A 23,886-nucleotide genomic window follows, 5' to 3' on the forward strand; every position below is an offset into this window, starting at 1 on the left:
TAACAATATGACCGAATATCCTTTGATAAAAATCAGGTGTTACTAAATGAAACACGTAGAGCTGGACAAACTCGACCAACGCATTCTTGCCATACTTCAGAGCGATGGGCGGATCAGTAACCAGCAACTGGCGGAAGAGGTGGGCCTGTCACCGGCCGCTTGCTGGCGACGGGTAAGAGCACTGGAGGAAGCTGGCGTTATTACCGGTTACACGGCGCACCTGGCGCCAGAACGTATCGGACAGGGGCTGTGTGTACTGATCAACCTATCGCTTCAACGCCACACCATTGACAGCACGGCAGAGATTGAACAACAGGTGAGCAGCTACCCGGAGGTACTCCAGTGTTTCGCGGTGACCGGTAATGCAGATTTCGTATTGCGGGTGATCGTACCGGATATGGCCAGCTACGATCGTTTTCTGAACGAAAAGATATTCACCCTTCAGGGCATCGCGCAGGTAAATTCCAACTTTGTACTTCGAGAGATCAAAAACACCCAGACAGTTCCATTGGGGGGCTCTACCTGAAACGTTGCCGGCCCTGAAGCCACATCAGCACCACGACAACCAGAGCTATAAACAGACCCGAAAGCCCAAAGGACAAACGAAAACCACTAACACCTAAAACCGCACCGAACATAAGCGGCGCCACAAAGTGAACAGCCCGATTGGCCATCAGGCGCATACCCAATGCTCCCGACCTCTGTTCGCGCTCAACGCTTTCAGCCAGAACTACCATCGACAGGGGCTGCGTAAGACCACCGCCCAGTCCCACCAACACGGACAAAAGACCAATAACAGGCGCGTTGCCCGCGAACCCCATACAGATCAGGCCGCCAGACAAAGTGCACAGCGCCAGAATCGTAGCTTTTTCGCGCCCACCCACAGCGCTGATGATCTTTGGAATAAACGGGCGAATCACCATGGATACACCCGATCGCACACTAACCAGCACGCCAATCATCACCGCGCTCATTTCCAGGCTATCAAGATACACAGGCAGATAGCTGCCATAGACGCCCAAAGCAAACATTCCCGCAACCGTAATCGCGATGGAAACCTGAACGCCCGTGTTTTTGCGAATCAGACCCGCCTGAGCGCGGAATCCGGTCTGTTTTCGGGTCACCGATATGCCCAGGGTTGCATCTCCGGTCAGCGCCAGCCCCGACAGCCAGCCCAGCAAAGCAATGCCCGCCATAACCAGAAACAGGTTGTCGACGCCACCGGCCCACTGAATCCAGCCACCAGCCAATAAAGGGCCAACCACCTGCCCGCCAGACAGCCAGGTGGAATACCAGCCAAAATAGCTTTCCAGTTTAGGCCCGGTCGCCAATGAGGAGATGATCGTCTGGGCCGACAACACCATTTGAAGGTGTGCCAGCCCGATCAACAGCTGGCCGCCAATGAGCCCGTAATAACCGGGTAGAATTTGCATCAACAACAGACCCGCGGTCATCACAAGCGCGCCGGCCAGCAGTGTAACCCGGCCTCCATGGCGCGCCACCACGCCGCCCAGAGGAATGGCCAGCAAAAAGGGAAGCAGATACTGGGAGCTGAGAATGACACCCAACATGAGGGGGGAAGCACCGAGTTCGAGCCCGTACACCGGCACGGTTACGAGCAACATCGAGTAAACAACGAAGCAGAATGTGAGCGATACACACAAAGCTACGAAGTTCTGGCCGGCTTCATCAGCCGGCCGTCTCAGAGCATTTTTCAGGGTTGGTCTTTTAATAGGTCACCGGGCAGCAGCTTTGAGGAATCCACAAACCCGCAGTTTATTACTTCTCGCTCAACATTTCAGAGCGTCGTTGCTCCGCTTCATGGTCGCTACAACAGACCCGGCAACCACCAGCAGCGCGGCAAGGGGCAAACGCCAATCCGGAGCCGCCACGCCGGCAATCACCAGAAACGTAGCCGCCAGAACAGGCACGCCATAGGCGAGGCTACCCACCAGTGCAGTCGGCCCAGTGCGAAGCGCCAGATCCCAGGCCATCATCGCAAGCCCATAAGGCCCGACCCCAAGCGCGACACCGGCAACAAGCGCCAGACCTGAAGGCAACCCGAAGGGGCTACCGGAAAGAACATCGGCGATTGCTGCGCCCAACGCCGCTAGCAGAAATAGCCCCGGCATCATCGGCGCAATCGCAACAGGCGCCGCCTGGCAGATCCACGAATACAGAGCCCAGCAGCAACCGGCCATCAGCGCCAACGCATAACCGGCCAGGTATTGCGAATGCCCCACACTGCCCGTTTCCGGGGAAAGTAATATCGCAGCGCCAGAAAATGCAATGAGAGCGCCACACAAAACAGGCATCGGGAGACGGCGATGAAATAGCCACTGGCTGATGACAATAAACATCACAGGCCAGGTGTAAGTTATCAATGCTGCTTCTGCCGTCGGCGCCATGCCAACACCCGTAAGATAACCGCCTATGGCTCCGAGTATCAAAGCCGGCAAAAGCCCATAAATTGTCAGCCTCCACTTCAGGGAAACCGGCGCCTGACTCGGGTGACCACCGCGATTACGCCGTTTACGAAGACTCACCGGCAAAGCCACTATGGCGCCACTGATTAACGCAATGGCGGTTAGCTGGAAGGGCGGAACCGAACTGGCGATATCCACCAGCAAAGGCGCACCGGCCCAGAGCACTACGGCAAAAAGCGCGGCAATAATACTGATGAAAAATGGGTGGGAAGAATTAGTCAATATGCGCACCGTCGTGACTCCTGTTGCTGTAGGTGAATTGGATTCGACAGCAATAGGCTATACACTGATCACTCATCACAAAATTAATTGTTTTTGATAGTTTGCATCACAAGGGTTGATATATTGAGAAACCGGATACTGGATCTGAACATGCTTCTGACTCTGGTTACCATCGCAGACACCGGAACCGTGACGGCCGCAGCGGAGAGGCTGGCCTACACACAATCCACAGTGAGCATGCAGTTGAACCGCCTTGAGGCTGCTCTCGGTGTTCCGTTGCACGAAAAAGACGGGCGGCGCATACGGTTCACGGCGGAAGGCCAGAAGCTGGTGGGGTATGCCAGAAAAATGCTGGAGCTAAACAGTGAAGCTATTGATGATGTGCAGCAGCGCCAGATTTCCGGGGAGCTGAACCTTGGCATTCCGGAAGACTATGCCTTCCTGCTGACCTCGGTCCTGTCTCACTTCAACCGGCAGTTTCCTGCAATTCAACTGCAGGTTACCTGCAGATCAAGCGTTGAGCTGGTAAAACAGGTGCAGGCAGGAAACATGGATCTGGCTGTGGTGACCCGGCAGGCGCGCTCACCTGGCGGTGAGGTTATTCGGCGCGAGCCCCTGATGTGGGCTGTCGGCGCCCACGCCCAACCATCGCTGACTGACCCGATACCTCTGGCCTTCTACTCACCGGGAGCCGATGTATTCCGGGACGTCGCCGAACAGGCCTTAACGAACGCAGGGCGGAATTGGCGAATGGCCTACTCGAGCCAGTCCATGACGGGCCTGATGCCCGTAGTCGCAGCTGGGCTGGCCGTTGCTGTGATCACTCGAAACATGCTTACACCCCAGTTGCGAGTGCTGGATGAACGTAGCGGCATGCCCACACTTCAACACGTGGAGATTGCCCTGCACCGGCCAGCCGGCCGGCCCTCAGAACCAGTGAAGCAGTTAGCCGAACTGATTCAGAGCCACCTGACAACAGGCGATTGAGCGGGCTGGCCGAGGAAATCAGGCAAACGGCGACGGTGCATCCTTGAACTCAGCATAAAGCTCAGGATAATCCTCACGAAGCCTCGAAAGGTTGGACTGCGCACTATCCGGCAGCATTTCCAATAACTCCTGCTGTTCTGCTTCGGTCAGATATAAACGAAGGAACGGGAACAGCTTCTCACGTTCAGCCTTCAGGTAACCCTGATGGGCATCCAGATAGGCTTTGAAATCGTCAATAAACCGTTCCATAGGCACTACAGCATCCATCAGGATCATATCGAGCGTCTCGGAAAGCAATTTCAAGCGCTTATGCAAGGCCTGATAGTCTTCAGTCATTCGACGGCTCAATGCCTCGCCATCAGGTTTCCCTGACAGCAGATTCTCACTATACAGACGCTCCAGAGGCTTCAAGAAGCCATCCATATAATCAAGAATATAATCCACGATCTCGCGTATCTGACGAAAGTCCGGGCGCTCGCCCTCCTCCAGCGTTGTATGCCGGAGCGAGAGCACGTACAGCAACCGAGCCATATTGCCGTGATCGCGGCGCAGTTTGTTAAGCGTAGCCATGTGAAAACCTCCTGAGCTAATGGGCCGTGTCTTGCCTATCCTTAGGCCCCATATTGAATCGTTCGGTATTGTAATACCATAGCCAGCAAGTTACGCAATCTTACACTTCCATTATTCCTTCAACCAAAACGCTTATCCAGCGTAGGTTTTTCGCCAGGTTTTGGTGCTGCCAGTCGTGCGCTCCACGCTCAATGCAGGAAACCGGAAACGCCAACCCATCACCAGACGCACTGGATGCTATTCAGCGACGGGGTGGGCGTCAGTGCAAGAGTTCACTTGTACTATTCGACGATCACAACGTCTGGTTGAATGTGCAGGGTTGCTGCCACACTACCGTCAACTGATGCCGTGTAGACATCGTAGCCACCCTCCTGCCCGGCTGACGCCCAGCCACTGCTGGCATCCAGCGAGATACTATCGTCGGCATCACCCGAAATGGTCAAAAGGTTATCTTCATCAGTCATAGAGATAACATCCTCTAAGCTAAGGCCTTCGATTTTGTTGTCGCCAGAATCTTGCATATCGATGGCTTCGATGTTTTCAAGTTTACTAAAGTCACCTGAACCAAGCTCATCACCAAAGCGCAGCTGAACCGTATCCTCACCGCCGAAACCGTTAATGGCCTCGCCCTCCCATAGGAACTTATCAGCTCCTGAGGTGGCTACAACAGGCGATACATTGATATCCATTGTTGAAGTGACTTCATCAGAGAAGCCGCTCACTTGGTTACCTGAACCATCTACCTCATAGGTCTTTGCTGCAATGCCGACTTGCTCTGTACCACTGGTTGTGCCATGCACTAACTGCAGGCTATCCAGCTCAGTTTGAGTGAGATCACGAATGGTGTATTCATTGCTACCACCATCGTAAGTAACACGGCCATCCAGCGTGCCGTCACCCACTTCTGTGCCGATAAAGAACTGCACTTTCTCGCCACCCGGGAAACCAGTCAGCCTTAACTCTGTGCGCTCGGTGTGCGCATCATCGCCTGCACCTGTGGCTGCAATGGGGTCTTTCATTGATGCGTTAAGGTTTAGCGCAATCAGCTCACCTGCATCACCAAAGCTGAGAGTTGGGCTTAGGGCAATACCGCTGGCAACCGGAGTCACCTCAAAGTCTATTGGTAACTCTGTGGGTGTTGGGGCCAGCCCTGCATGTCCACTGAGCACGGTCAGATTCAACCCCGTTAAACTGCCACTCCAATTAGCTGGCGGTAGAATCGCGATGTACTCAGGCAGCGCATCATTTGTGACTGGAACCACCCATGTCTCATTACCGGCATTATTGGCCATGGTAGCGCTTGTAGCATCCGGACCGGCATATACAGTGAAGCCGGATGGTAACCCACTGATATAGGCTGAGCTGACTTCTTCAGTTGGGTCCACTAAGCCTTGGCCTGTAATCTCAAGCTCAATCGCCTTTGATTTATCACCACTAACTTGCGCCTCATCGCCTTCCGCTGTGATGGTTACTTCATAACCGCTGTTGGATTTCTCAATAGTCAGTGAGCCTTCACCAGTCGATACTTTCGAGCCCCCACTACTGTTTTCCAGGTGTTCAGCCCAAGCCGTGACACCCAGTGAGCCGGTCTGGAATGGTTTGCCTGCATCAGGCCTAAACTGCAGCTTGTCTAAATCAGCGACAGATACCTCGTAGTATTTACCTTCTGTGAGACCTGCTGGCGCGCCTGTTGGCGCAGTTACTGACCCTAAGTTTTCAGTGCCATTAACATACAACTCACCGTCCAAGCCATCAGCGATGTGGATAAACACTTTGTCGCCCACCACTGTCCAGCCAGCATCAGGTGCGCCAAGCGTGCCATCGGCGCCGTTCTCACTGCTGAGTGAGATAGTGAGGTCGATGTTTTCACGCTCATCCACCACGTTTTCACTAACGGTTATAATGAGATCATCAGTAACCGGCGCAATATCAACCTCTACCGTAGCTTGGGCATCACGGCTGACACCCTGTGCATGGGCAGATACGTTGACATCAAAATCTAAAGTGCCGCCAGCAAGGTTATTTGAGTTGGCGTCCTGTGGTGGCATCACTGTTATACCGCTCAGTAAACCCTCCAACTTCGTTTGAGCATCTGCTTGTGTGACCCCTGAGACGGTTGCAGTCCATAGCGCAACTTGCTGTCCACCTTCGGTAACCAGCGTGCGCGTCATACCCGCATACTCAGTTTCATCATCTGGGGTGGTACGTATTGATACGGTTAGATCAAACGGCGCAGTGGTTGAGCCGCCGGTCACCTGACCTGAAACCACCTCACTTAACACAAAGGATTGATCCTCCGTTTGTGGGGTATCTATTGCTGTCAGGGCCAGTTCAGGCAAATCGACTTCATCAGGACCTGTACCGGGCTCATACTTTAGCGTCCACGTGATGCTGTCTTCTTCAATGGTTTCTGCACCGGTATCCTGGGTGTAGGTGGTGATGGTTATTGGCTGCTCAAAATCACTTGCATAACCACTGACTACGAACTCTAGGTTATGTGTCAGATCTGCAGTATCGAAAGGTATTCCATTCGCACCATTAACCGTTATTAGCCACTCACCCGGTGCTGTTTCTATTGCGCCATTGACGCTCACGCCTGCAGGTACATCTGAAATAACCACATGGATGAATTTCTCAGAACCATCGGCATCAGGCTGGTTATTAGCGTCAGCATCAGGTTTTTGCGTGATTTTCAGACCAACGGTTACCGTGGCATCCTTCTCTGCAGTTGTTACGCCATCATCAGTCGTACCACCTGTAATAGCACCCAACGTCAGGTCGATCTCATCGGTGACTGAGGCAAAGTTTAGAGTGTGCGCCTGTTTTTGCCAGTCTGAAGTAAAAGCAGGTCCGCTACCTGACGTCACTGGGTCTGTGACCTCATACTCAATGTTTAGCGTTTTCTCGCCACGATAGTTAGCTGGGCCTTTCACCTTTACCACTGGCGCACCTGTGGTGCCGATATTGGTTATAGTGTAGAAGCCACCGCTGGCGGTCAGCGGATTGTCATCAGCATCGTACAGGGAAACGCCTGCTGCAGTGACATCATTTTCAGCAATACGCACCGCACTGATGTACTCATCCGGATCATCCCCCACGGGCGTAAGCTCGAGCTCACCAATGGTGTCCTCTATGAGGTTTGAACGGATCGACAAGGTTGCCTCTGGTGCTGGGGTAATGTCGAAACTGACGTTTTGCGGAGCAAAGAATATCTCTGACGGGTTGTCGTTTTCAGTGACCACCGGCTGCGCAGTAAATTTAACCGTACCGCTGTGGTGCTTTGGTACAGTGATTTGAACTGCATCTTCGCCAGTTTTTTCGAGATCAGCTTTTGTGATTACCCAGACACGGCCCTCACCACTGCCCCCTAATGCAGGGCCAGCGTTTTTCAGATTGAAGCCTTCAGGCAGATTACTGATACGCAAGGTGACGGTTTCTGATTTATCAACGACACCAGAAACACCCGTTTCACCGGATTTAAACTCGGTGATTAAATCACTGAGCGTGACTTTTAACTGTCCAGAGTCTTGGTCATTCGCATCTTCTATGTAAACTTTGTCTTGCACCAGCTCCAATCTTGGATCATCCGGCACACCTTGTACCTGAACCTCTGTTGGCAGAGTTTGGCTCTTGCTTGGATCCGAATGCGTAATCGTCTTCGAATCACCGTTACTATCAATGTACTCTAGGGTATCGACAGACTGTGCGGTGATATCAAGGTTAATAGTGACGTTGCTGTCTTTTGGTGGCGTTATCGTTGGCTGATTAGCCTTATCAAAGTTAATAATTTCAACTGATGTATTCCCAGCGCTACCGGTAAATGCACCTTGAGTAGATACACCTAACTCATTGAAATACCAATAGTCTACGGTCGCTCCTACTGGAATGTTATCAATAGTGACATTAAAAGTTTCGTCAAGACCGCTACTGGTCGGATTAATATTAAGAGCTACCGATGTGTCTTCAGGTGTTTTTATAATCGCATCCACTTTCAGCGTTACCTGATCGGCACGGGGGTCGATGATCAGGTTGGTCAGCCAGGACTCACCAGAAACTTCTAGTTCAGTTGCTTCACCATCATCTTCATCATAGTCGATGGCACCGGCTTGAACCTTAATCTTAACCACACCCGACCAATGTTCTGGCCCCTTAAACTGCACTGTGTCCAAGTACTGCATGGGGATTTTTACTGGCTCGCCAGCGAAAGGTAGAGTAAAGATTGTCGTGCCGTCACTGTAAGTGAAGACGCTGCCATCCAAAGTTCCATCCGTAGTTGCACCAGAACGCGCATCGTTATTAACGGTCATATATGGCGTCAACAATGCAAAGGTATCTTCGCTGCGGCCATCATCCGTGTTTTCAGCCCAGCCACCATTATCCACCCACTTGCCATCTTCGTTAGACCAACCGGCGCTGAGTTTGAAGCCTGACGACGCTTCATCACCTAAGGCAAACCATCCATCCTCTTCGCCTTTGGTTTGGTAGACGTGATCGCCAACCATGGTGACATCATTGCCATCAGCATCGTCCGAATCTGTATCAACGTTTTCGGCAACGGGCTTAACCACAACAGTTAACGTTTCTGTCTGGCTTTCCGGATCACTTGATGAACCACCAGAAATAATACTGTGGTCAACACTGGTGACCTTAACCTCCAGATCAATGTCTTTACTGCTGTGCGCAGGTGAAGTGACGGTGAACTCTTTGAGGATATCTTCACGCTGTGAAGTGGTGAGATTAGAGTCCGTGAAGGTGATTGTGTACTCATTACCATTCCAGCTACCTGTCCACCCGGCACTTGTTGATGGTGCCATCGTCCATTGCTGGTCGTCGGTGTTCGACCATGTGTTTTGCCCGGCATCACGCGTCCAGCCTGTTGGCACAGTGAAAGACACTTCCGTAATCACTTCACCCAGAGTGCCTGATGCTGTGCTGTCATCAGTGACCTTTATGTTTTCAAGGAACGCAATCGCCTCATCTTCAAGGCCTTCTGTGCCTTCTATCGCTACGTCGCCTGCAACTGGATTTACCCGCAATTCAAGTGTAATGCGGTCTTTTTCAATTAGACCGACACTATCTCCGGCATCCGTGTCTTTATCCTGCGCTTTTAGAGTGACGGTAATGTCTGACATATCACCGCTGAAGTCTTTCGGTGGGGTGATATTGATATCAGGCAGTCCGTTATCCGAAGTGCTTAAACCCGGCGCCTCAATGCTTATCACATGGCTTGGGCCAGTGACCGTAGTGCCATTCACGACTGTATCTTTCGGCAAGCCAGTAATTTCAAACCAGCGCGTTTCACTGCCATCAAGATCCCCGCCAGCCACATCGTCACCTGAACGACCATCTACATAATTATCTGGATAGTTAACCGTTAGCTTGTCTTTCAGATTAAACGTAGTGTCTTCGCTCATTTCATAGCTTTGATCATCCTTGTCGGTGTCAACTTTCAGCTCTATTGGGTCGGTAACAGCTTTTACATTAACGTTGATAGTTTGCGTACTTGTTGCCCCGCCAACGCCCATTAGCTGTTCACCTTGAGCATCCACCTCGTAACTATCAACCGACACTTCAGTTTTGAAGTTTTCATGGCGCTCAGCAGGTGGTTGAACCTGTAATCCTTCGTACTGCTCTGCAGTCAGGTAGTGGACACCGTTCGAAGTGTCTTCTGCAGGCAGGCCAATATCTAAATGCCAATCCAGTGGCTTCTTGTCTGTTTCATTATCGACAATGACAAACTGAAAACCGCCACTGGCGTTAGGTGCTAAAACGGTGCCATCTGCCAGCTGTAGTTCCGGCGTGGAAGCAGCCGCCAACTCTTTGAATTCAATGGTGATGGCGCCCAGCAGTTCCGAGGTGCCATTGTTCTCCGGGCCTGTGCCATCGTCTTTTACTTTGGGCACATGAAGCCCCAAAGCTATGGACACATCCTCTGGCGTTTCCACGCTGTAGTTGTAGTCACCAGCTTTTAACGATCCATCGGGATCTACAGCGGTATCGTCTGGATAATTTCCACTTTCATCTGCAAATAATGGCTTATCTGCCACCGGTTTAACGGTAACATTCACTGTACGTTCGTAACTACCACTCGCAGTTGTGACGGTATAGGTGTAGCTGTCATCTCCACGGTAGTCTTCGTGCGGCTCATAAGTGATGGTACCGTCATTACCAACTGTGACAGTTCCGTGATCGGCGTTAGTTGTTACTGAGGTGGTGGTTTGATTTACGTCTGCATTGCTAAAGCTAACAGAGCCATCTTCGTTTACCTCTAAATCACGATCACCCGTAGCGGGCGTATCATCCACTACTTCTACTTTAAACTTCAGGTCAACCGAGTCGCCGTCACCATCGGTAGCGGTGATATCGAACGGTAAAACGATATTGTCGGCCGTTTCGCCATCAGCATTCAAAGTGTGGTCCAGCGGGCCCTGCAAAGTGAACTCATAGCTTGGTGTGCCATCTGTAGCCACTTTAAGCTCGATGGTGAAGATGTCTTTGGCACCAGCTTTAGCAGTGATGGTGTGACCATCGGTGCTAGGTGCATAAGTCAAATCTGTAGTACCCGACTTCAGCCCTAAGTCGATAAGGTCTTGGATATTGCTACTATTAAACGTAAGACCTATATCACCAACAGCATTCACCGCGCCATCAGCACCGAAGTCAATCGGTAGGTTTTTGCCATCGGTTAATTTGCTTGGATCACTTTCACTACCTGAAGCCAGATATTTTTCATCAACAACGGCGTTATCACTTACATAACCATCACCGCCCACTTCACTGCCATCAATCGTTGGACCGTCGTCTTTGAACGTAAATTGACCACCTATGTCAACACCATCAGATTTGTCTGTATCACCGTCACCATCCACGGCAGTAGCGTGAAGCTTGATGGTTCCTGAAGCGATCGTAACTTCGTCATCAGGGTCGTCCGTGTCCGTGTGCTGTAATGAACGGCTTTGAGTCAGGGTTGCTTCGCCAACGCTGTTCACACTAATCGTAAACGCCAGATTTCCGCCTACATCGGTTCGGCCTTCCACTTCACCCGAGCCGTTGATGCTTAAAACAATGTCTTCCCCGGTGGCTGTGTCTATCAGGCCAGTGCTTATCGCTGGATCAATATCCAGGTTGTATACCAATGCATCGATACCTGCCGCGCCATCGGCTCCATAATCCGGGGCTTTGAAAGCACCCGCAAACGCGATTGCACTCGACGGCATACCTAAAGAGGTTTCATCAACAATAACCTCGGGTGCGGTGAAGCCTGCTTCCACTTCAATCGCCGGGCCATCATCCTTAAACACCAGTTTGTCGCCCAAGCTGATACTGGCACCGGCTTCATCCCCGTCGCCATCGGTCGCGGTCGCTTTTAGGCTTAGCGCGTTTTCAGCCAGACTGACTGCGTCATCATGATCGCTTGTATCTGGGTGACTAAGCGCGCGCGATTGGGTTAGGGTTACTTTGCCGGTGTTGCTATCCACATTGGCGATAAACGCCAGTTCTCCATCTGTGTCGGTACGGCCTTCCACTTCACCCGACCCATTGATGCTTAAAACAATCGCCTGCCCGGTGGCAGTGTCTGTCAGGCCAGTCACTATCGCTGGATCAATATCCAAGCTGTAAACCAGCGCATCAGTACTTGCCGCGCCATCTTCTCCATAAGATGGGGCTTTGAAAGCACCTGCAAACGCAATTGCACTCGACGGCGTACCTAAAGAGGTTTCATCAACAATAACCTCTGGTGCGGTGAAGCCTGCTTCCACTTCAATCGCTGGGCCATCATCCTTAAACACCAGTTTGTCGCCCAGACTGATGCTCGCACTGTTTTCATCACCGTCACCATCGGTAGCACTGGCTTTCAGCTTCAATGTGTTCTCGACAAGGCTAACCGCATCATCAGGATTGGTTTTATCCGGATGTTTAAGTGCTCGCGCCTGAGTTAGGGTTACTTCGCCACTGGTACTATCGACACCTACAGTAAAGGCCAAGTCACCACTTTCGGTGCGGCCTTCAACCTCGCCCGGCGCGCTGATTGTCAGCTCAATCTTTTCGCCCGTTGCGGTATCAATCAAACCTGTTGCTAGCGTGGTGTCAATTTCAAAGCTATACACCAACCCGTTTGAGCTAGCAGCTCCGTCGGCACCGTATGCAGTGTCAAAAGCATCTGCAAAGCTCACCGCAGTAGCCGGAACGCCTAACGTCGTTTCATCAACTTCAACAGAGTGAGTAACAGTCTTTTCGGAAACAGCAGGCTCATCATCGATAATATTGATTTCGAGTGTGCCATTTTGACTATTGTTACCCGCATCAAGCACCTCCAAATCAATCGAATCAAAACCGTTCAGATCGCCATCCGAACCGGGCGCCGTATTATCAAAGCGGGTATCTAGCTCATAGCTATAGTTGAGTTCGCCACCAACGATGGTGCTGTCAACTTCATCCGGCGTAAAGCCGTTCAGGGTCAGCTTGCCGTAATCGGTATCGAGAACAACGGCTGTATTTTCCAAATCCGCCAACTGGGTTAGATCGAAGGTTTGGCCATGCACGTTGACGCTTATCAGGCCGTCTAGCGCTGTAACTGTAATCTCGCCCTCTACTGTTTTGCTCTGCGTAGGGGTGTCAGCTATTAATCCAGATTCATAAACCGTCGCATGGCCTGCGGTAATGATATCGTTTGGATCATCTGGACCGTTTTCGTCTTTAGGTATGATTGTAGGCTCGCTATCACTCACACCATTAATAGTAATAACCAAAGTGGCGTCATCAGCGCCACCTTCTCGGTCCGTCATGGTATAGCTAAAGATGTCTTCTAGCGTTTCTCCGTCTTTCAGCGCACGAACATCTGGGTTGGTCTTATCAGGAACATAGGTATAGCTGCCGTCTGCTTGCAGCTTTAAAGTGCCGTAGTCACCAACAATGTCAGTATCGAGCCCACCTACATTGGTGGGCTTGCTACCACCAGCAACTATGCCGGTAACAAAAAGTTGATCACCATCCGGATCCACATCATTTTTAAGCACCCCATTCCTCGGATTTACGACTAGAGGGGTATCTTCATCTGTGCTGCCACTGTCGTCTGCAGCCGTTGGAGCCGGGTTGGTCACTGTCCAGGTAAAACTATGCTGAGTGCTGTTTCCGGCAGGGTCGGAAACCGTGATCGTTACTTCGTATTCCCCGTTGCCTATATTGCCGGTCTGGCTGGCGGAGCTATGAATCCTTCCGCTGATAACACCCGTGCCCGGGTCTATCGTTAAGCCGCCAGGCAGATTGGCCGCGCTGTAGATCAAATTGCTTCCGCTGTAGGTGTCGCTAAACTTCCCACTGAGATCAAGGTTTATGTGGTCAGCATCTTGGTCGTTTTGGGGGTCCAACGCGCCTGTAAGCAAAGGTGGGAGAGTATCTATCGGCTTTTCATCACGATCATTACTGCTGTTGCCTACCGGGTCCGTGATGCTGGCCTCAACGGTTACTTCCCTCTGGCCCGGGCTAACCGGAACCTGCACACGTACGCCGTTATCGATATCTTCTTGGGTCACAGGGCGCTCAAGTAGCACACCACCATTTGGAGTCTTGACCTGCAGTAAGTCGCCCACCTTGACCGTGTCTTTATCCAAGGTAACTTTCGCTGGCACTTTGCCGTTAGAAACTTCCGATTCGCTGTAAATGCCCTCCGGGCCAGCACCTTCAAGCTCAATGCTAAGTATCGGCTTTGTTACTTCTACACCGTAAGGCCTCTCTGCATCAGCGGTAAGCGGGCCGTCTTCGTCATAGTCCCTCGTGACGGTTGCTTCAACGGTTCTGTCTTGTACAAGCTCACTTCCGGGAACCTCCGCCTGCCAAGTTTTACCGTCCGGATTCACCGTTGTCTCATAGACTTTTCCGTTTACGGTGATGGTCACTTTATCTCCGGGCTGGGCATCACCACCTACGGTGCCTGTCAGAGTAACTGTCTGTTCAGCTTCAGCTGCGCTGATAATGTCATCATCTGCAATCACATCAATAGAAATGCTCAGCTCTGGTCGATCACCGCCATCGCCAGGCTCTTCATCACCGTTGTCCGGTTGATCTCCATCGCCCGGCTGCTCATCCCCTCCGGGCTGTTCGCCACCATCATCTGGCTCTTGCCCGCTATCTCCCGGTTGGTCGTTATTGCCGCCAGAGAGATCAACCTCACCAAGGTACTCATCATTTCTATTAGCGAGGTGCTCATCGCGAAACCCGTTCTCAAGTTCCCTTTGTGGCAGGCTCAATCCAAGCGGCCGCAGCACTTCATGAATGCGCGCAACGGTTACGGGGGTGAAGCCATCCGCTTCGATTATTTCGCCGATGCGCACCAACTGTACAAAACCATGCCCTTCAGGCAAGGCGCTCTGGCCGGATTGTGATGGAGAGTCCGCTACCGGTTGATCATTAGATTCAAGAGGCGCAAGGTTTTCACTCTGCTCAACGAGGTTTGCTCTCTCGTCAGCTGTCACCTGTTGTTCGCCTAAAAACGTTAGCTGCTGGTTGTCGCCAAAATCCAGAGCGACACGCGCTCCTTTCTCCAGAACCAGTGTTTCATCGATAGCCAGCTGGTCGCCCACTTCAAGCGCGCGGCGCTCACCGTTTGCGTTTTCAGCCCAAGCTTGTCCGACTAGGGATACAACAGTTGCCAGAGTAGTCATAAGGACCTCAAAATGTGGTTACTCATGCAGTTTCAATTTCAATGCAGGTAACGGATCGATTTCAGCGTTCGCTCAAAGCGTTAGCTTTGGCACGCAGTAATGGTTTGAGCAAATAAGACAAAATGCTCTTTTTGCCGGTCATGATGTCCAGTTGTGCAGTCATGCCCGGAATAACAGATAAATGCTGTGCCGAGTCTTTTCCGGTGGTTACGGCGCGCACGAGGTAAAACGTGTTATCGCGATCGTCGGTGATGGTGTCGGCGCTGATGTGTTGAATCGTTGCGGAGATGCCGCCATAAATAGAAAAGTCGTAGGCGTGCAATTTGATGGTCGCTGGCAAACCGGGGCGCAAGAAGGCGATATCTTTAGGCGCTATTTTGGCTTCCACCAGCAGGCGATCATCGCTCGGAACAATCTCTACAACCGCATTCCCCGGTTGAACGACACCGCCAATCGTGTTTAGCAACACGCGCTGAACCGTGCCATTTACAGGCGAGCGAATTTCAGAAAGCTTCACCTTGTCAGCCAGCCCGGCAACACTCTTTTCCAAGCTGTTCAACTGTGAACTTGCGTCACTAAGCTCTGCTCGCCATTGGTTGCGGATAGAGGACTCAACCTCTAACAATCGGGACTCAGCCTCCTGAATACTGGCCTTCACCTGCCTAACCCGGGCAGCCGCCTGAAGGCGTTCACCGTCTGCTGCGGCTTGGTCCCGCTGCAAACGCAAAATTTCTATTTCCGAAACGGCGCCAGAGGCTAGCAAGGGCTTGGTTGCCTGCAATTCCCGTGTCGACATGCGGTAGGACTGCTCCGCAGCAGTCTCCCTCGCTCGCACTTCGCTTAATTCTTGCTCCCGTTGAGCAATCTGTTCCCGGGCAACCGCCAAGCGCTCTTGCAGCTCCTTGAGGCTGGCCTTGTAATAACCTTCCTCCTGCTGCAAGACCTGTTGCTGTACGGGTGTTACTGCCTCGCTGTAATTCAACTGAAGTGGCTCGCTATGGATCAATGCTTGCAGCCGTTTCACTTTGGCGGCCAGTGCAAATGCCCGCACGCTGCCTTCCTGAAAACTGGCCATAAAGCGTGTTGGGTCTATGCGCACCAGCAGGTCGCCCTTGCTGACGCTGGCACCCTCATCTACAAACACTTCCTCAATCACACCGCCATCGGCGGACTGAATAACCTGAAGCTGTCGGGAGGGAATAACCTTACCCTCGCCCCGTGTCACTTCATCGATCGGCGCAAACGCAGCCCAGACAATCAGAACCATAAACGTCAGTGCGATGCCGTACAGCAAGCTGCGGGCACGCAGGGTGCTTTGCTGCTCCATGGCCTGATCCGCATCCGTAGGCCAGTGCCGTGAGTTGCTGCGAAATGCGGAAAAAAACGGCCGAAACAAGCGATTGATAAAACCTTTCCCCCGAGCTCCAACGGCGTCAGCCTTGCTCAAACGTTCAAATGCCTGTTGCTCAAGCTCTTTCTGGGCGGCCTTCTCTGCAATCTTCGCATCGTTGCTCATTGTGCACCCCGCTGGATGCTTCCTTGTTGAAGGGCCTGTAGCACGCTTTGCTTCGGGCCATCGGCAACAATTTTTCCCGCATCCATTACAATTAAGCGATCAACCAGATCCAGTAGGCTGGTGCGGTGGGTTATCAACAACAGAGTTTTGCCTTGGCTAAACTGGCCCAAGCCTTTGCTGACGTGGTTCTCCAACATGCTGTCCATGGCACTGGTTGGCTCATCCAGCAATAAAATACTGCTGTCCGCCATAACCGCACGGGCCACTGCAATTGTTTGGCGCTGCCCACCGGATAAACGGTTACCGCCCTCCCCGACCGGCATCGACAAACCGTCTGCATGATCACCCACCATGCCCTTCAAACCGGAGATATTGATGGCCTGCAGCAAGCGTTCATTATTGGGATGCTCTATTCCCAACGTAACATTGTCGTAAACAGTGCCGCTTAGCAGTTGAACGTCTTGCGGTATATAACCAATATTGCGACGCAATTCGCTCGGGTCGACCTGGCCGATGTTTACGCCATCCATTAAAAGGCAGCCAGATGTAGGCCGATACAACCCCAGTATGAGCTTTTCCAAAGTGCTCTTACCCGAGCCCACTCGGCCAAGAATGCCCACCCGCTCACCAGCCCGAATATGTAACGACACTCCACTCAATGCATCGCGCTCTTCACCGGGGTACTGGAATGACACATCCCTCAGCTCAATTTCGCCACGCAGCTTACCCCGGCTTATTAGCTGTTTGCCCGGCTCGCGATCCTGCTCGGCATCCATAATCTGTTCGACTGATGTTATGGCTGTAGCCGCTTGGTGGTACTGCGTAAGCAAAGATGCCGTTTGCGAAACCGGCGCCATGGCCCGTGAGGACAGCATATAAGCAGCAATCAACCCGCCTTGGCTCATGTCGCCATTAATAACGAGATACACACCGGTGATAATCATCACCACAGATACAACTTGCTGTATCCAGGAAGCTCCTGCACCTACAGACATACCAAGCATGCGCTGCTTGCCGGAGCAGCCCGACAAAAACCGTGTGGTTTGCTCCCACTCACTTTGCATACGGCTACTGGCGTTGAAGCTTTTAAGCGTGGGCGCCGCTACCAGACTTTCTACCAAACCGGAGTTACGCTGCGCACTGGCTTGGCTCATGGTTTCTGAAAGCTGGTGCATGGTGGCCTGCACCGAGAGGGCGTACAGAATAATTATCGTTGCACCGATCAGCACAGGAATGATCATCACCGGCGAAATTAATGCGATGATGACCACAAAGAGTAGGAAAAAAGGCAGGTCGATAAGCGCCGTTACGGTCATGGAACCAATGAATGAGCGAACGGATTCAAACGACTGGACATTCGCCGCGAACGAGCCCACAGACTGTGGAGCATGTTCAAGCCGAGTACCCAGAATGCGTTCCATAATGCGCGCGGATAATGTGATATCAGCGCGACTTGCCGCCAGCTCAACAAACCAGCTTCGTAGCAGACGCAGCGCAAGGTCGGCGCAGATGATAATCAGGGCACCAAGCGCAAGAACCCACAAAGTATCTGTTGCATGATTGGGTACCACACGGTCGTACACGTTCATAACGAACAGGGGCATGGTTAAAGCGAACAGGTTGATAAAGAACGCCGCAATCAGGATATCCCGGTAAACCGGCCGGTTTGCCTTTATCACACTCCAGAACCAGTGGCCGTTATCAACTGTTGTGCCAGCCCCGACTTTACCTTGATCCAAACGGAAATCCGGGCGGCAGTAGAGTGCAATACCACTGTAGGTCTTTTGGAGGTTGGCAAGCCCGAGTTGCTGAATGTCCATGTCTAATTCTGGCAACCGCACTTGCACTGTCTGCTCCTGAAGGTCGATACTTTCGAGCAAACAAGCACGGTTGCCATCAAGCAAAACAACGCAGGGGAGCAGCAAGCTGTTCAGGCGCTCCAAAGGCTGCCTTACCAGCTTTACCTTCATATCGACCCTTTCTGCTGCGCGCGCAAACACCGAAGGCGACAAGCAGCCATCAACCAATGGCAGGCCGGCGACCAGCACATCATGGCTGGTCGTGGTGCCATTTTCAGCAGCAAGCCATAAAAGGCAGGCGCTCAGGGGGTCGTTCGTCTGGTCCATAGCAGCGTGTCAATCTCACCTTTTGGCGTGAGTAACACGTACCTCAACGCGACGATTCATGGCACGCCCTTGGGCAGTGTCATTGTTTGCACGGGGTTGGGAGGCGCCCACACCCGAAACCAGCATAACGGTGTTTGCAATGCCACTGTCGATCAAGGCATTACGTACCGAAATCGCTCTGGCAAGGGATAGCTTGCGGTTCAGCGCATCGGAACCGGAGCTGTCGGTATGCCCGACAATATTGATTGACTTAACCGTGCTTCGTTCCAGCAGACGTTGGGCGAACTGCTGCAGGTTAGCCATTGCCTCGGGCTTGAACTCAGCGCTGCCAACGTCAAATAGAGTGTCGCTACCAAGGGCCACGATTTCTTCAGTCTCAGATATTTTCAAAAACCGATCGAAGTTTCTGGCGCCCTCATCGGGAATTGTGCAATAGCGACTGGATCCCGGCTTGACCGACTGGTTAATATCACCCAAATTCGGTAGCTGCTCACTACCCACATTCAGGGTATCCAGTAAGCGCCCCATGCTATGAAGCGTTTGTAGGCGATTGATTTCCAGATCGTAGAAGCCATTGGTATAGGCACGCTCAGCTTGGAAAAACTCATTTTCAGAATCGAGCACATCCAGCAACGAGCGACGACCGATGTCAAACTGTTCGCGATAAGCCCCCAATACACCCGACGCTTTTTCACGATGGGCCGCTAGAGAGTCGAGTTTCACCTGCAAATTGCGCACATCGCCGTGGGCAATCGTCGCTGTTTGACGCAAATCGACGCAGGCTTTATCCCGCAAGCTTTCCGCCTGACTGATACGACGGTCCGCCGCACGTTCTGCTGCCCGGTCGCTGCCGCCACGGTAGAGGTTGTAGCGTGCACGTAACTCAATAACCGTATCCTCGCCGTAGGAGTGCGGATTTGTGCGCTTATCGAAGCTGTTGTTATTTTTATAGGTGCCATGGCGAGCACCTAGCTCAATTGTCGGATAGCGACCCGCTTTCGCTTCACCATAAGAAGCTTCAGAGGCTTGAATCTCCTCAAACGCTGCAAACAAAGCCGGGTTATTGGCGTATACCGCTTCAAGAACCTCGCGTAGCTCTGCTGGAACCGCCTGTTCTTGCACTTCGTAGGGGCTCAAATGCTCTGCCGGAAATCGACCAACCAAACGTTGAAACCGCGCGGTAACGCTCTGCAGATTTGCGATTTCTGTCATTAAGTTAGAGCGCGCCAAAGACAGGCGCCCATCAATTTGCTGCAAATCAGCACGATTGCTTACACCCTGATCTGCACGTTCGCGAACGTGGCGTTGCACACGCTGGTGATTGGCCACATTTTTCTGTGCGAGGGTTACAAGTTCTCGATGCCGGAGAACGCTTAGATAAACCTCACCCGCTTCCAGCGCCTTGGTTTCTGCTTCGTCCAAGAGTTCATAATAGCGTGCCCGACTGCTATGCTCTGCTCTGGCAACGGCGTTTCGCACCCGAAACCCATCGAATAACATTTGAGTGAGTGACACTTCGGCGTAATTGCGGTTATAGCTGCCGCGACCATCATAATCACGGTCGCCCATGCCGCCAGCGGCACTGACATCAAGCGATGGCAAATACCCGCCAAAAGCTTCCCGCTGGTCGTAAGTCGAGGCTTGAAAGGCGCTCAAACGAACTTGTAACTCCGGATTGGTCTCAAGCGTTTCTTTTACAACGCTTAATAAATCATCTTGTTGTATTGTTGCAGCGGAAATAGTTGCGGAAAAGCTGAAAGAAACCACGAGGGCAAGTTTTGCGACGGAAGGAACTCTAGCCATAATATCCTCAAGGCAACCGGCACAAGCTCTGGGCCTGAAACGGGTGTGATCAGTAGGCTGACTTCAGTGGATACCGGGCATGATTTGGCTCGCACTAGCGCAAATAGTAGCTCGAAGCTACAACTGAGCTTGGCGGCACCCAACTCAAAGCAGCGAGTTATTGGCCTGATCGTACCTTGCGCAAGGCAAAGAACCTTTGATTGCGCGCCAAAACCTGTGCGCAAAGGTATTTTTTTATCAACCATTCAAAGCTCAATAGCAGCTTTGGGTGGGGCTAGTGCATTATAAAAAGGGTGAGTATGGAGAACAGACGTGTTTTGATTGTTGAAGATGACGAAGCCGACCGCATGCTACTTTCTGCTTATCTTCAACGGCACGGTTGCCAGTTACGCTATGCTCACGATGGCCTTGAAGGTGTCGAAAAAGCTCGGGCCTGGCAGCCAGATATAATATTAATGGACTCGGAGATGCCCCGTTGCAGTGGCCATGACGCCAGCAAAATAATTACCCAGGATCCGAGAACCCGTGATATTCCAATTATTTTTATCTCAGGTATGACCGCGCCTGAACACCGCATTCGAGGGTTACTTGCGGGCGCCGTTGACTACATAAATAAACCCTTCGATTTTAATGAAGTTAAATTGCGGCTCGCGATACATCTGAGACACAAACCACCAGCACAGGCCCGCAAAAAAAACTCAGAGGCCGAGACGGCTGCAACAAATAACCGGCATATGATCGTGTTTCACTCCACTCGCACCCATTTGCTAAAATCGCTATCCGTTACACCCTCGATGAAAGAGCTAGAGAAGTTGACAGGAACGAACAGCAAACACCTGAATGCAGCATTCAAGGCGTGCGCTGGAACAACAGTTTATGAATACCTTCGAGAGGAGCGTATGAAGGAAGCCAAAACCCTGCTTCAACAAACACATCTCGCCATACAGGATGTGTCTCATCAGGTTGGCTTTGCAGACAGCGCTAACTTTTCCACTGCGTTCAAAGAGCGCTTTGGGCTAACTCCGCGAGACTTTCGAAAGCAACATAGCTGATTTCAAGGACAACCTTTTGAACTACCATCGCTGGATACCAGTGCGCACCGCCATTACTGCAATATTATTCCTCATTCTCTCCACGGTAGCGCTCGCGAACACTGTCGACAGCCAAACTGCACTAATAGACCTAGCCAAAGCTCCGAATAGCAAAGAACTTACGAGTGCCATGCTGGCGATTTCAGGGCGCAAAAACATCCAAACCCTGAGTGACGCCCTGAAATTCAAAGACTGGCAACATCCGACTAAAAACACCCTGAAAGCGCCACGCCAACGCTCCACCACTTGGCTGAAAGCGATCTTACATAACAGCAGTGACCAGGCTTTAATCCGCTGGCTGGTGCTGGAACCATGGCAATTAAACCGTGTCGATGCTTTTTTTCTCAACACGACCGATGGCGAAACCATCAGGCAAAAAACCACAGGGCTGGTCGTTCCTCTTCAGGATCGGGCCGTCAGTAACGGCAAAACGATTGTTCCGGTACAACTCAACGCAGGTGAAACACTAGAACTGGTTTTGAAGGTTTATAGCGACAGCCTCCCCTTCATCAGCATAAAGAACTGGGAACCTGTGTCATATTCCCAGAGCATCCATGACAGTCGAGTGTTTCAGATCGCACTTTTTTCGGGAATTCTGACATTACTCGTGGTTTTGGTGCTTCAATTCAATCCAGGGCTAATGATCACCGGTCTATGGCTGTTGGTCGCTTTCGTATTTGAAACGGAAAAAGACGGTTTTTTCAGTAACTACTTACTGAGCTTTCTCGAAGACTACTCCCCAAACCTGAGAGCCTCTGCATGGGTGCTCACAGAACAGCTGTTCCTGACGGTTTCGGCATTCTTGCTTGGGCTTTACAAGCACACCCGTTGGCGCCGCCTCTTGTTCTTAACAGCCACCTCAGTTGTATTCTTTGTAGGCCTCACCTTTGTTCTTGATGGTGCCAGTATCCGAAATCTTGGAATACTCGTTACAGGAGTGTTCGCCATATTATGGCTACTCATGGTCGCACCTGCCCTTCGCATCCAGCGTACAGGGCAGGTTACGATGCTGCTTCTACTATCGATTTACTGGGCCGTATCGTCATTCCTGTTGCTAGGCTACACGTTCAACTTTTATTACACCTCATCCTTCGCCGCTGCACGTATTTACGTTGAAATTCTGGTCGCAGTGGCACTGATACTCACATACAGTTGGCAGCAAAAACACCTGCTCAAAAAAGCCGCCAAAGCCCTCGACGCCCAAAGGGAAAATAGCCGGAAGGCACTTGAGCAAGCCGTAAAAGATCGTACAAAAGACTTAAACAACGCCCTCGAAACCGCCCGAAAAGCCAGCACGGCAAAGGTGAACTTTCTAGGGCAAGTTAGCCACGACTTGCGGTCGCCACTAACCGCCATTCTCGGTTATGCCCAGCTTCAATCTGTGAACACGGTCGATGCTCAGAAAGCCACCCAGATTATTCTGGATAGAGGCATGTACATGAAGGATCTCATCGATGGTCTGGTTGATTACGCTCATGGCATCTCAACAGCCTCTGATGAGCCACGAGACATCTACCTGATAGCCTTTATCGACAACCTGGTTAACCACGCCCACATTATCGCCAGCAAACAAAACAATCGATTTCAACTTAGCATCGAAACGGATCTTCCAACGGTGATTCGCTGCAGTAGTAAACAACTGCAGCGTATTTTGCTCAACCTACTGGATAACTCCGCAAAATATACCAGCGACGGCTACTTTTCTTTATCCGTTGCCGTTTCTGAGGATAAAACGACACAAACTCAGTCGCTTACCTTTCGTGTGAGTGACACCGGGTGCGGCATATCAGCCGAGGCTCTCAAAAACATCTACACTCCTTTTTACCAAAGCTCCGAGGACAACCCCGGTGCTGGCCTTGGCTTGGCCATCTGTTTTGAACTCGCGGAAAACTTGGGAGGCAACCTTGAGTTGGAAAGTGAGCCGGGCAAGGGAACCACGGCCACTTGCACGATTCCTTGTATAGTGGGAGATGAACGTCTCGCGGCCCCATCCCTTGCAGCTGTTCAGGATCTACTCCCCACGTTTGATGCGAAAGGTGAAATAGCTTGGGTTGTGGAGGACTCTGAACCTGTTAGCGAATTGCTCGACGATGAGCTAACCGATATGGGATTTGATGTTGAGCTTGCGGCAACCACAGAAGCCTTTGCCCTGAGGGCAATCGGCAGCGCCCCCGCAATCATTGTTACAGACTACCAACTACCGGGCGCTTCTGGTAATGAGGTTCTTCGGATTGCGCGTGCCCAGTGGCCTAAGGTGCCCGTGATACTGCTATCGGCAACGCAAAACAGCAATCCGCGCCCTGAAGAAGGCTCACCTGAACGCTTCAGCGCTTACCTATCTAAACCTGTAGACCGTCTGGAGCTGCGCACGACCCTTGCGGAGCTCTGCAACTTGGCGCCGGAAACATAAATGGTCATTACTTG

The 23,886-nt window shown here is 51.8% G+C and carries 11 protein-coding genes; 4 read left to right on the plus strand and 7 right to left on the minus strand.

From position 1 onward, the window contains the following. Window positions 1–46: 46 nt before the first annotated feature. On the plus strand, window positions 47–526 hold the full coding sequence (locus KO508_RS16155) for an Lrp/AsnC family transcriptional regulator (protein WP_216009313.1): 480 nt from the start codon (window positions 47–49) through the stop codon (window positions 524–526). On the opposite strand, the gene KO508_RS16160 is transcribed toward KO508_RS16155, so the two are convergent. Both KO508_RS16160 and KO508_RS16165 read right to left on the minus strand, forming a co-directional pair. After that, entirely contained in the window at window positions 519–1,733 is a 1,215-nt protein-coding gene (locus KO508_RS16160; RefSeq protein WP_354668059.1) for an MFS transporter, read from the minus strand. The two genes, KO508_RS16155 and KO508_RS16160, sit on opposite strands and share 8 nt — an antisense overlap. Window positions 1,734–1,790: 57 nt before the next feature. Continuing rightward, entirely contained in the window at window positions 1,791–2,717 is a 927-nt protein-coding gene (locus KO508_RS16165; protein WP_216009315.1) for a DMT family transporter, read from the minus strand. A 141-nt stretch (window positions 2,718–2,858) separates the two neighbouring features. Between KO508_RS16165 and KO508_RS16170 the strand changes: the two genes are divergently transcribed. Beyond that, entirely contained in the window at window positions 2,859–3,695 is an 837-nt protein-coding gene (locus KO508_RS16170; protein WP_252738164.1) for a LysR substrate-binding domain-containing protein, read from the plus strand. 18 nt (window positions 3,696–3,713) lie between these two features. Here the strand turns inward: KO508_RS16170 and KO508_RS16175 are convergent, their stop codons facing one another. The 5 genes from KO508_RS16175 to KO508_RS16195 all read right to left on the minus strand — a co-directional run bounded on the left by KO508_RS16175 (window position 3,714) and on the right by KO508_RS16195 (window position 20,371). Next, a complete protein-coding gene (locus KO508_RS16175) occupies window positions 3,714–4,265 on the minus strand; it encodes a hemerythrin domain-containing protein (RefSeq protein WP_216009317.1) in 552 nt (183 codons plus the stop codon). Between the two features lie 281 nt (window positions 4,266–4,546). Beyond that, on the minus strand, window positions 4,547–14,926 hold the full coding sequence (locus KO508_RS16180; protein WP_216009318.1) for a DUF5801 repeats-in-toxin domain-containing protein: 10,380 nt from the start codon (window positions 14,924–14,926) through the stop codon (window positions 4,547–4,549). Window positions 14,927–14,987: 61 nt separating this feature from the next. Then, the gene (locus KO508_RS16185) at window positions 14,988–16,442 is read right to left on the minus strand and encodes an HlyD family type I secretion periplasmic adaptor subunit (protein WP_216009319.1); all 1,455 of its coding nucleotides are present in this window, start codon (window positions 16,440–16,442) and stop codon (window positions 14,988–14,990) included. Continuing rightward, on the minus strand, window positions 16,439–18,568 hold the full coding sequence (locus tag KO508_RS16190; RefSeq protein ID WP_216009320.1) for a type I secretion system permease/ATPase: 2,130 nt from the start codon (window positions 18,566–18,568) through the stop codon (window positions 16,439–16,441). The genes KO508_RS16185 and KO508_RS16190 overlap by 4 nt, the downstream gene beginning before the upstream one ends. 15 nt (window positions 18,569–18,583) lie before the next feature. Next, window positions 18,584–20,371, minus strand: coding sequence for a TolC family outer membrane protein (locus tag KO508_RS16195; protein WP_216009321.1), 1,788 nt, complete (start codon window positions 20,369–20,371; stop codon window positions 18,584–18,586). 299 nt (window positions 20,372–20,670) lie between these two features. Between KO508_RS16195 and KO508_RS16200 the strand changes: the two genes are divergently transcribed. Further along, window positions 20,671–21,423, plus strand: a complete 753-nt coding sequence (locus tag KO508_RS16200) for a response regulator (protein ID WP_216009322.1) — start codon at window positions 20,671–20,673, stop codon at window positions 21,421–21,423. Window positions 21,424–21,439: 16 nt separating this feature from the next. Beyond that, the gene (locus KO508_RS16205; protein ID WP_216009323.1) at window positions 21,440–23,872 is read left to right on the plus strand and encodes a hybrid sensor histidine kinase/response regulator; all 2,433 of its coding nucleotides are present in this window, start codon (window positions 21,440–21,442) and stop codon (window positions 23,870–23,872) included. Window positions 23,873–23,886: the final 14 nt, after the last annotated feature.

Source organism: Marinobacter salexigens (assembly GCF_018860765.1).
GTDB classification, from domain to species: domain Bacteria; phylum Pseudomonadota; class Gammaproteobacteria; order Pseudomonadales; family Oleiphilaceae; genus Marinobacter; species Marinobacter salexigens_A.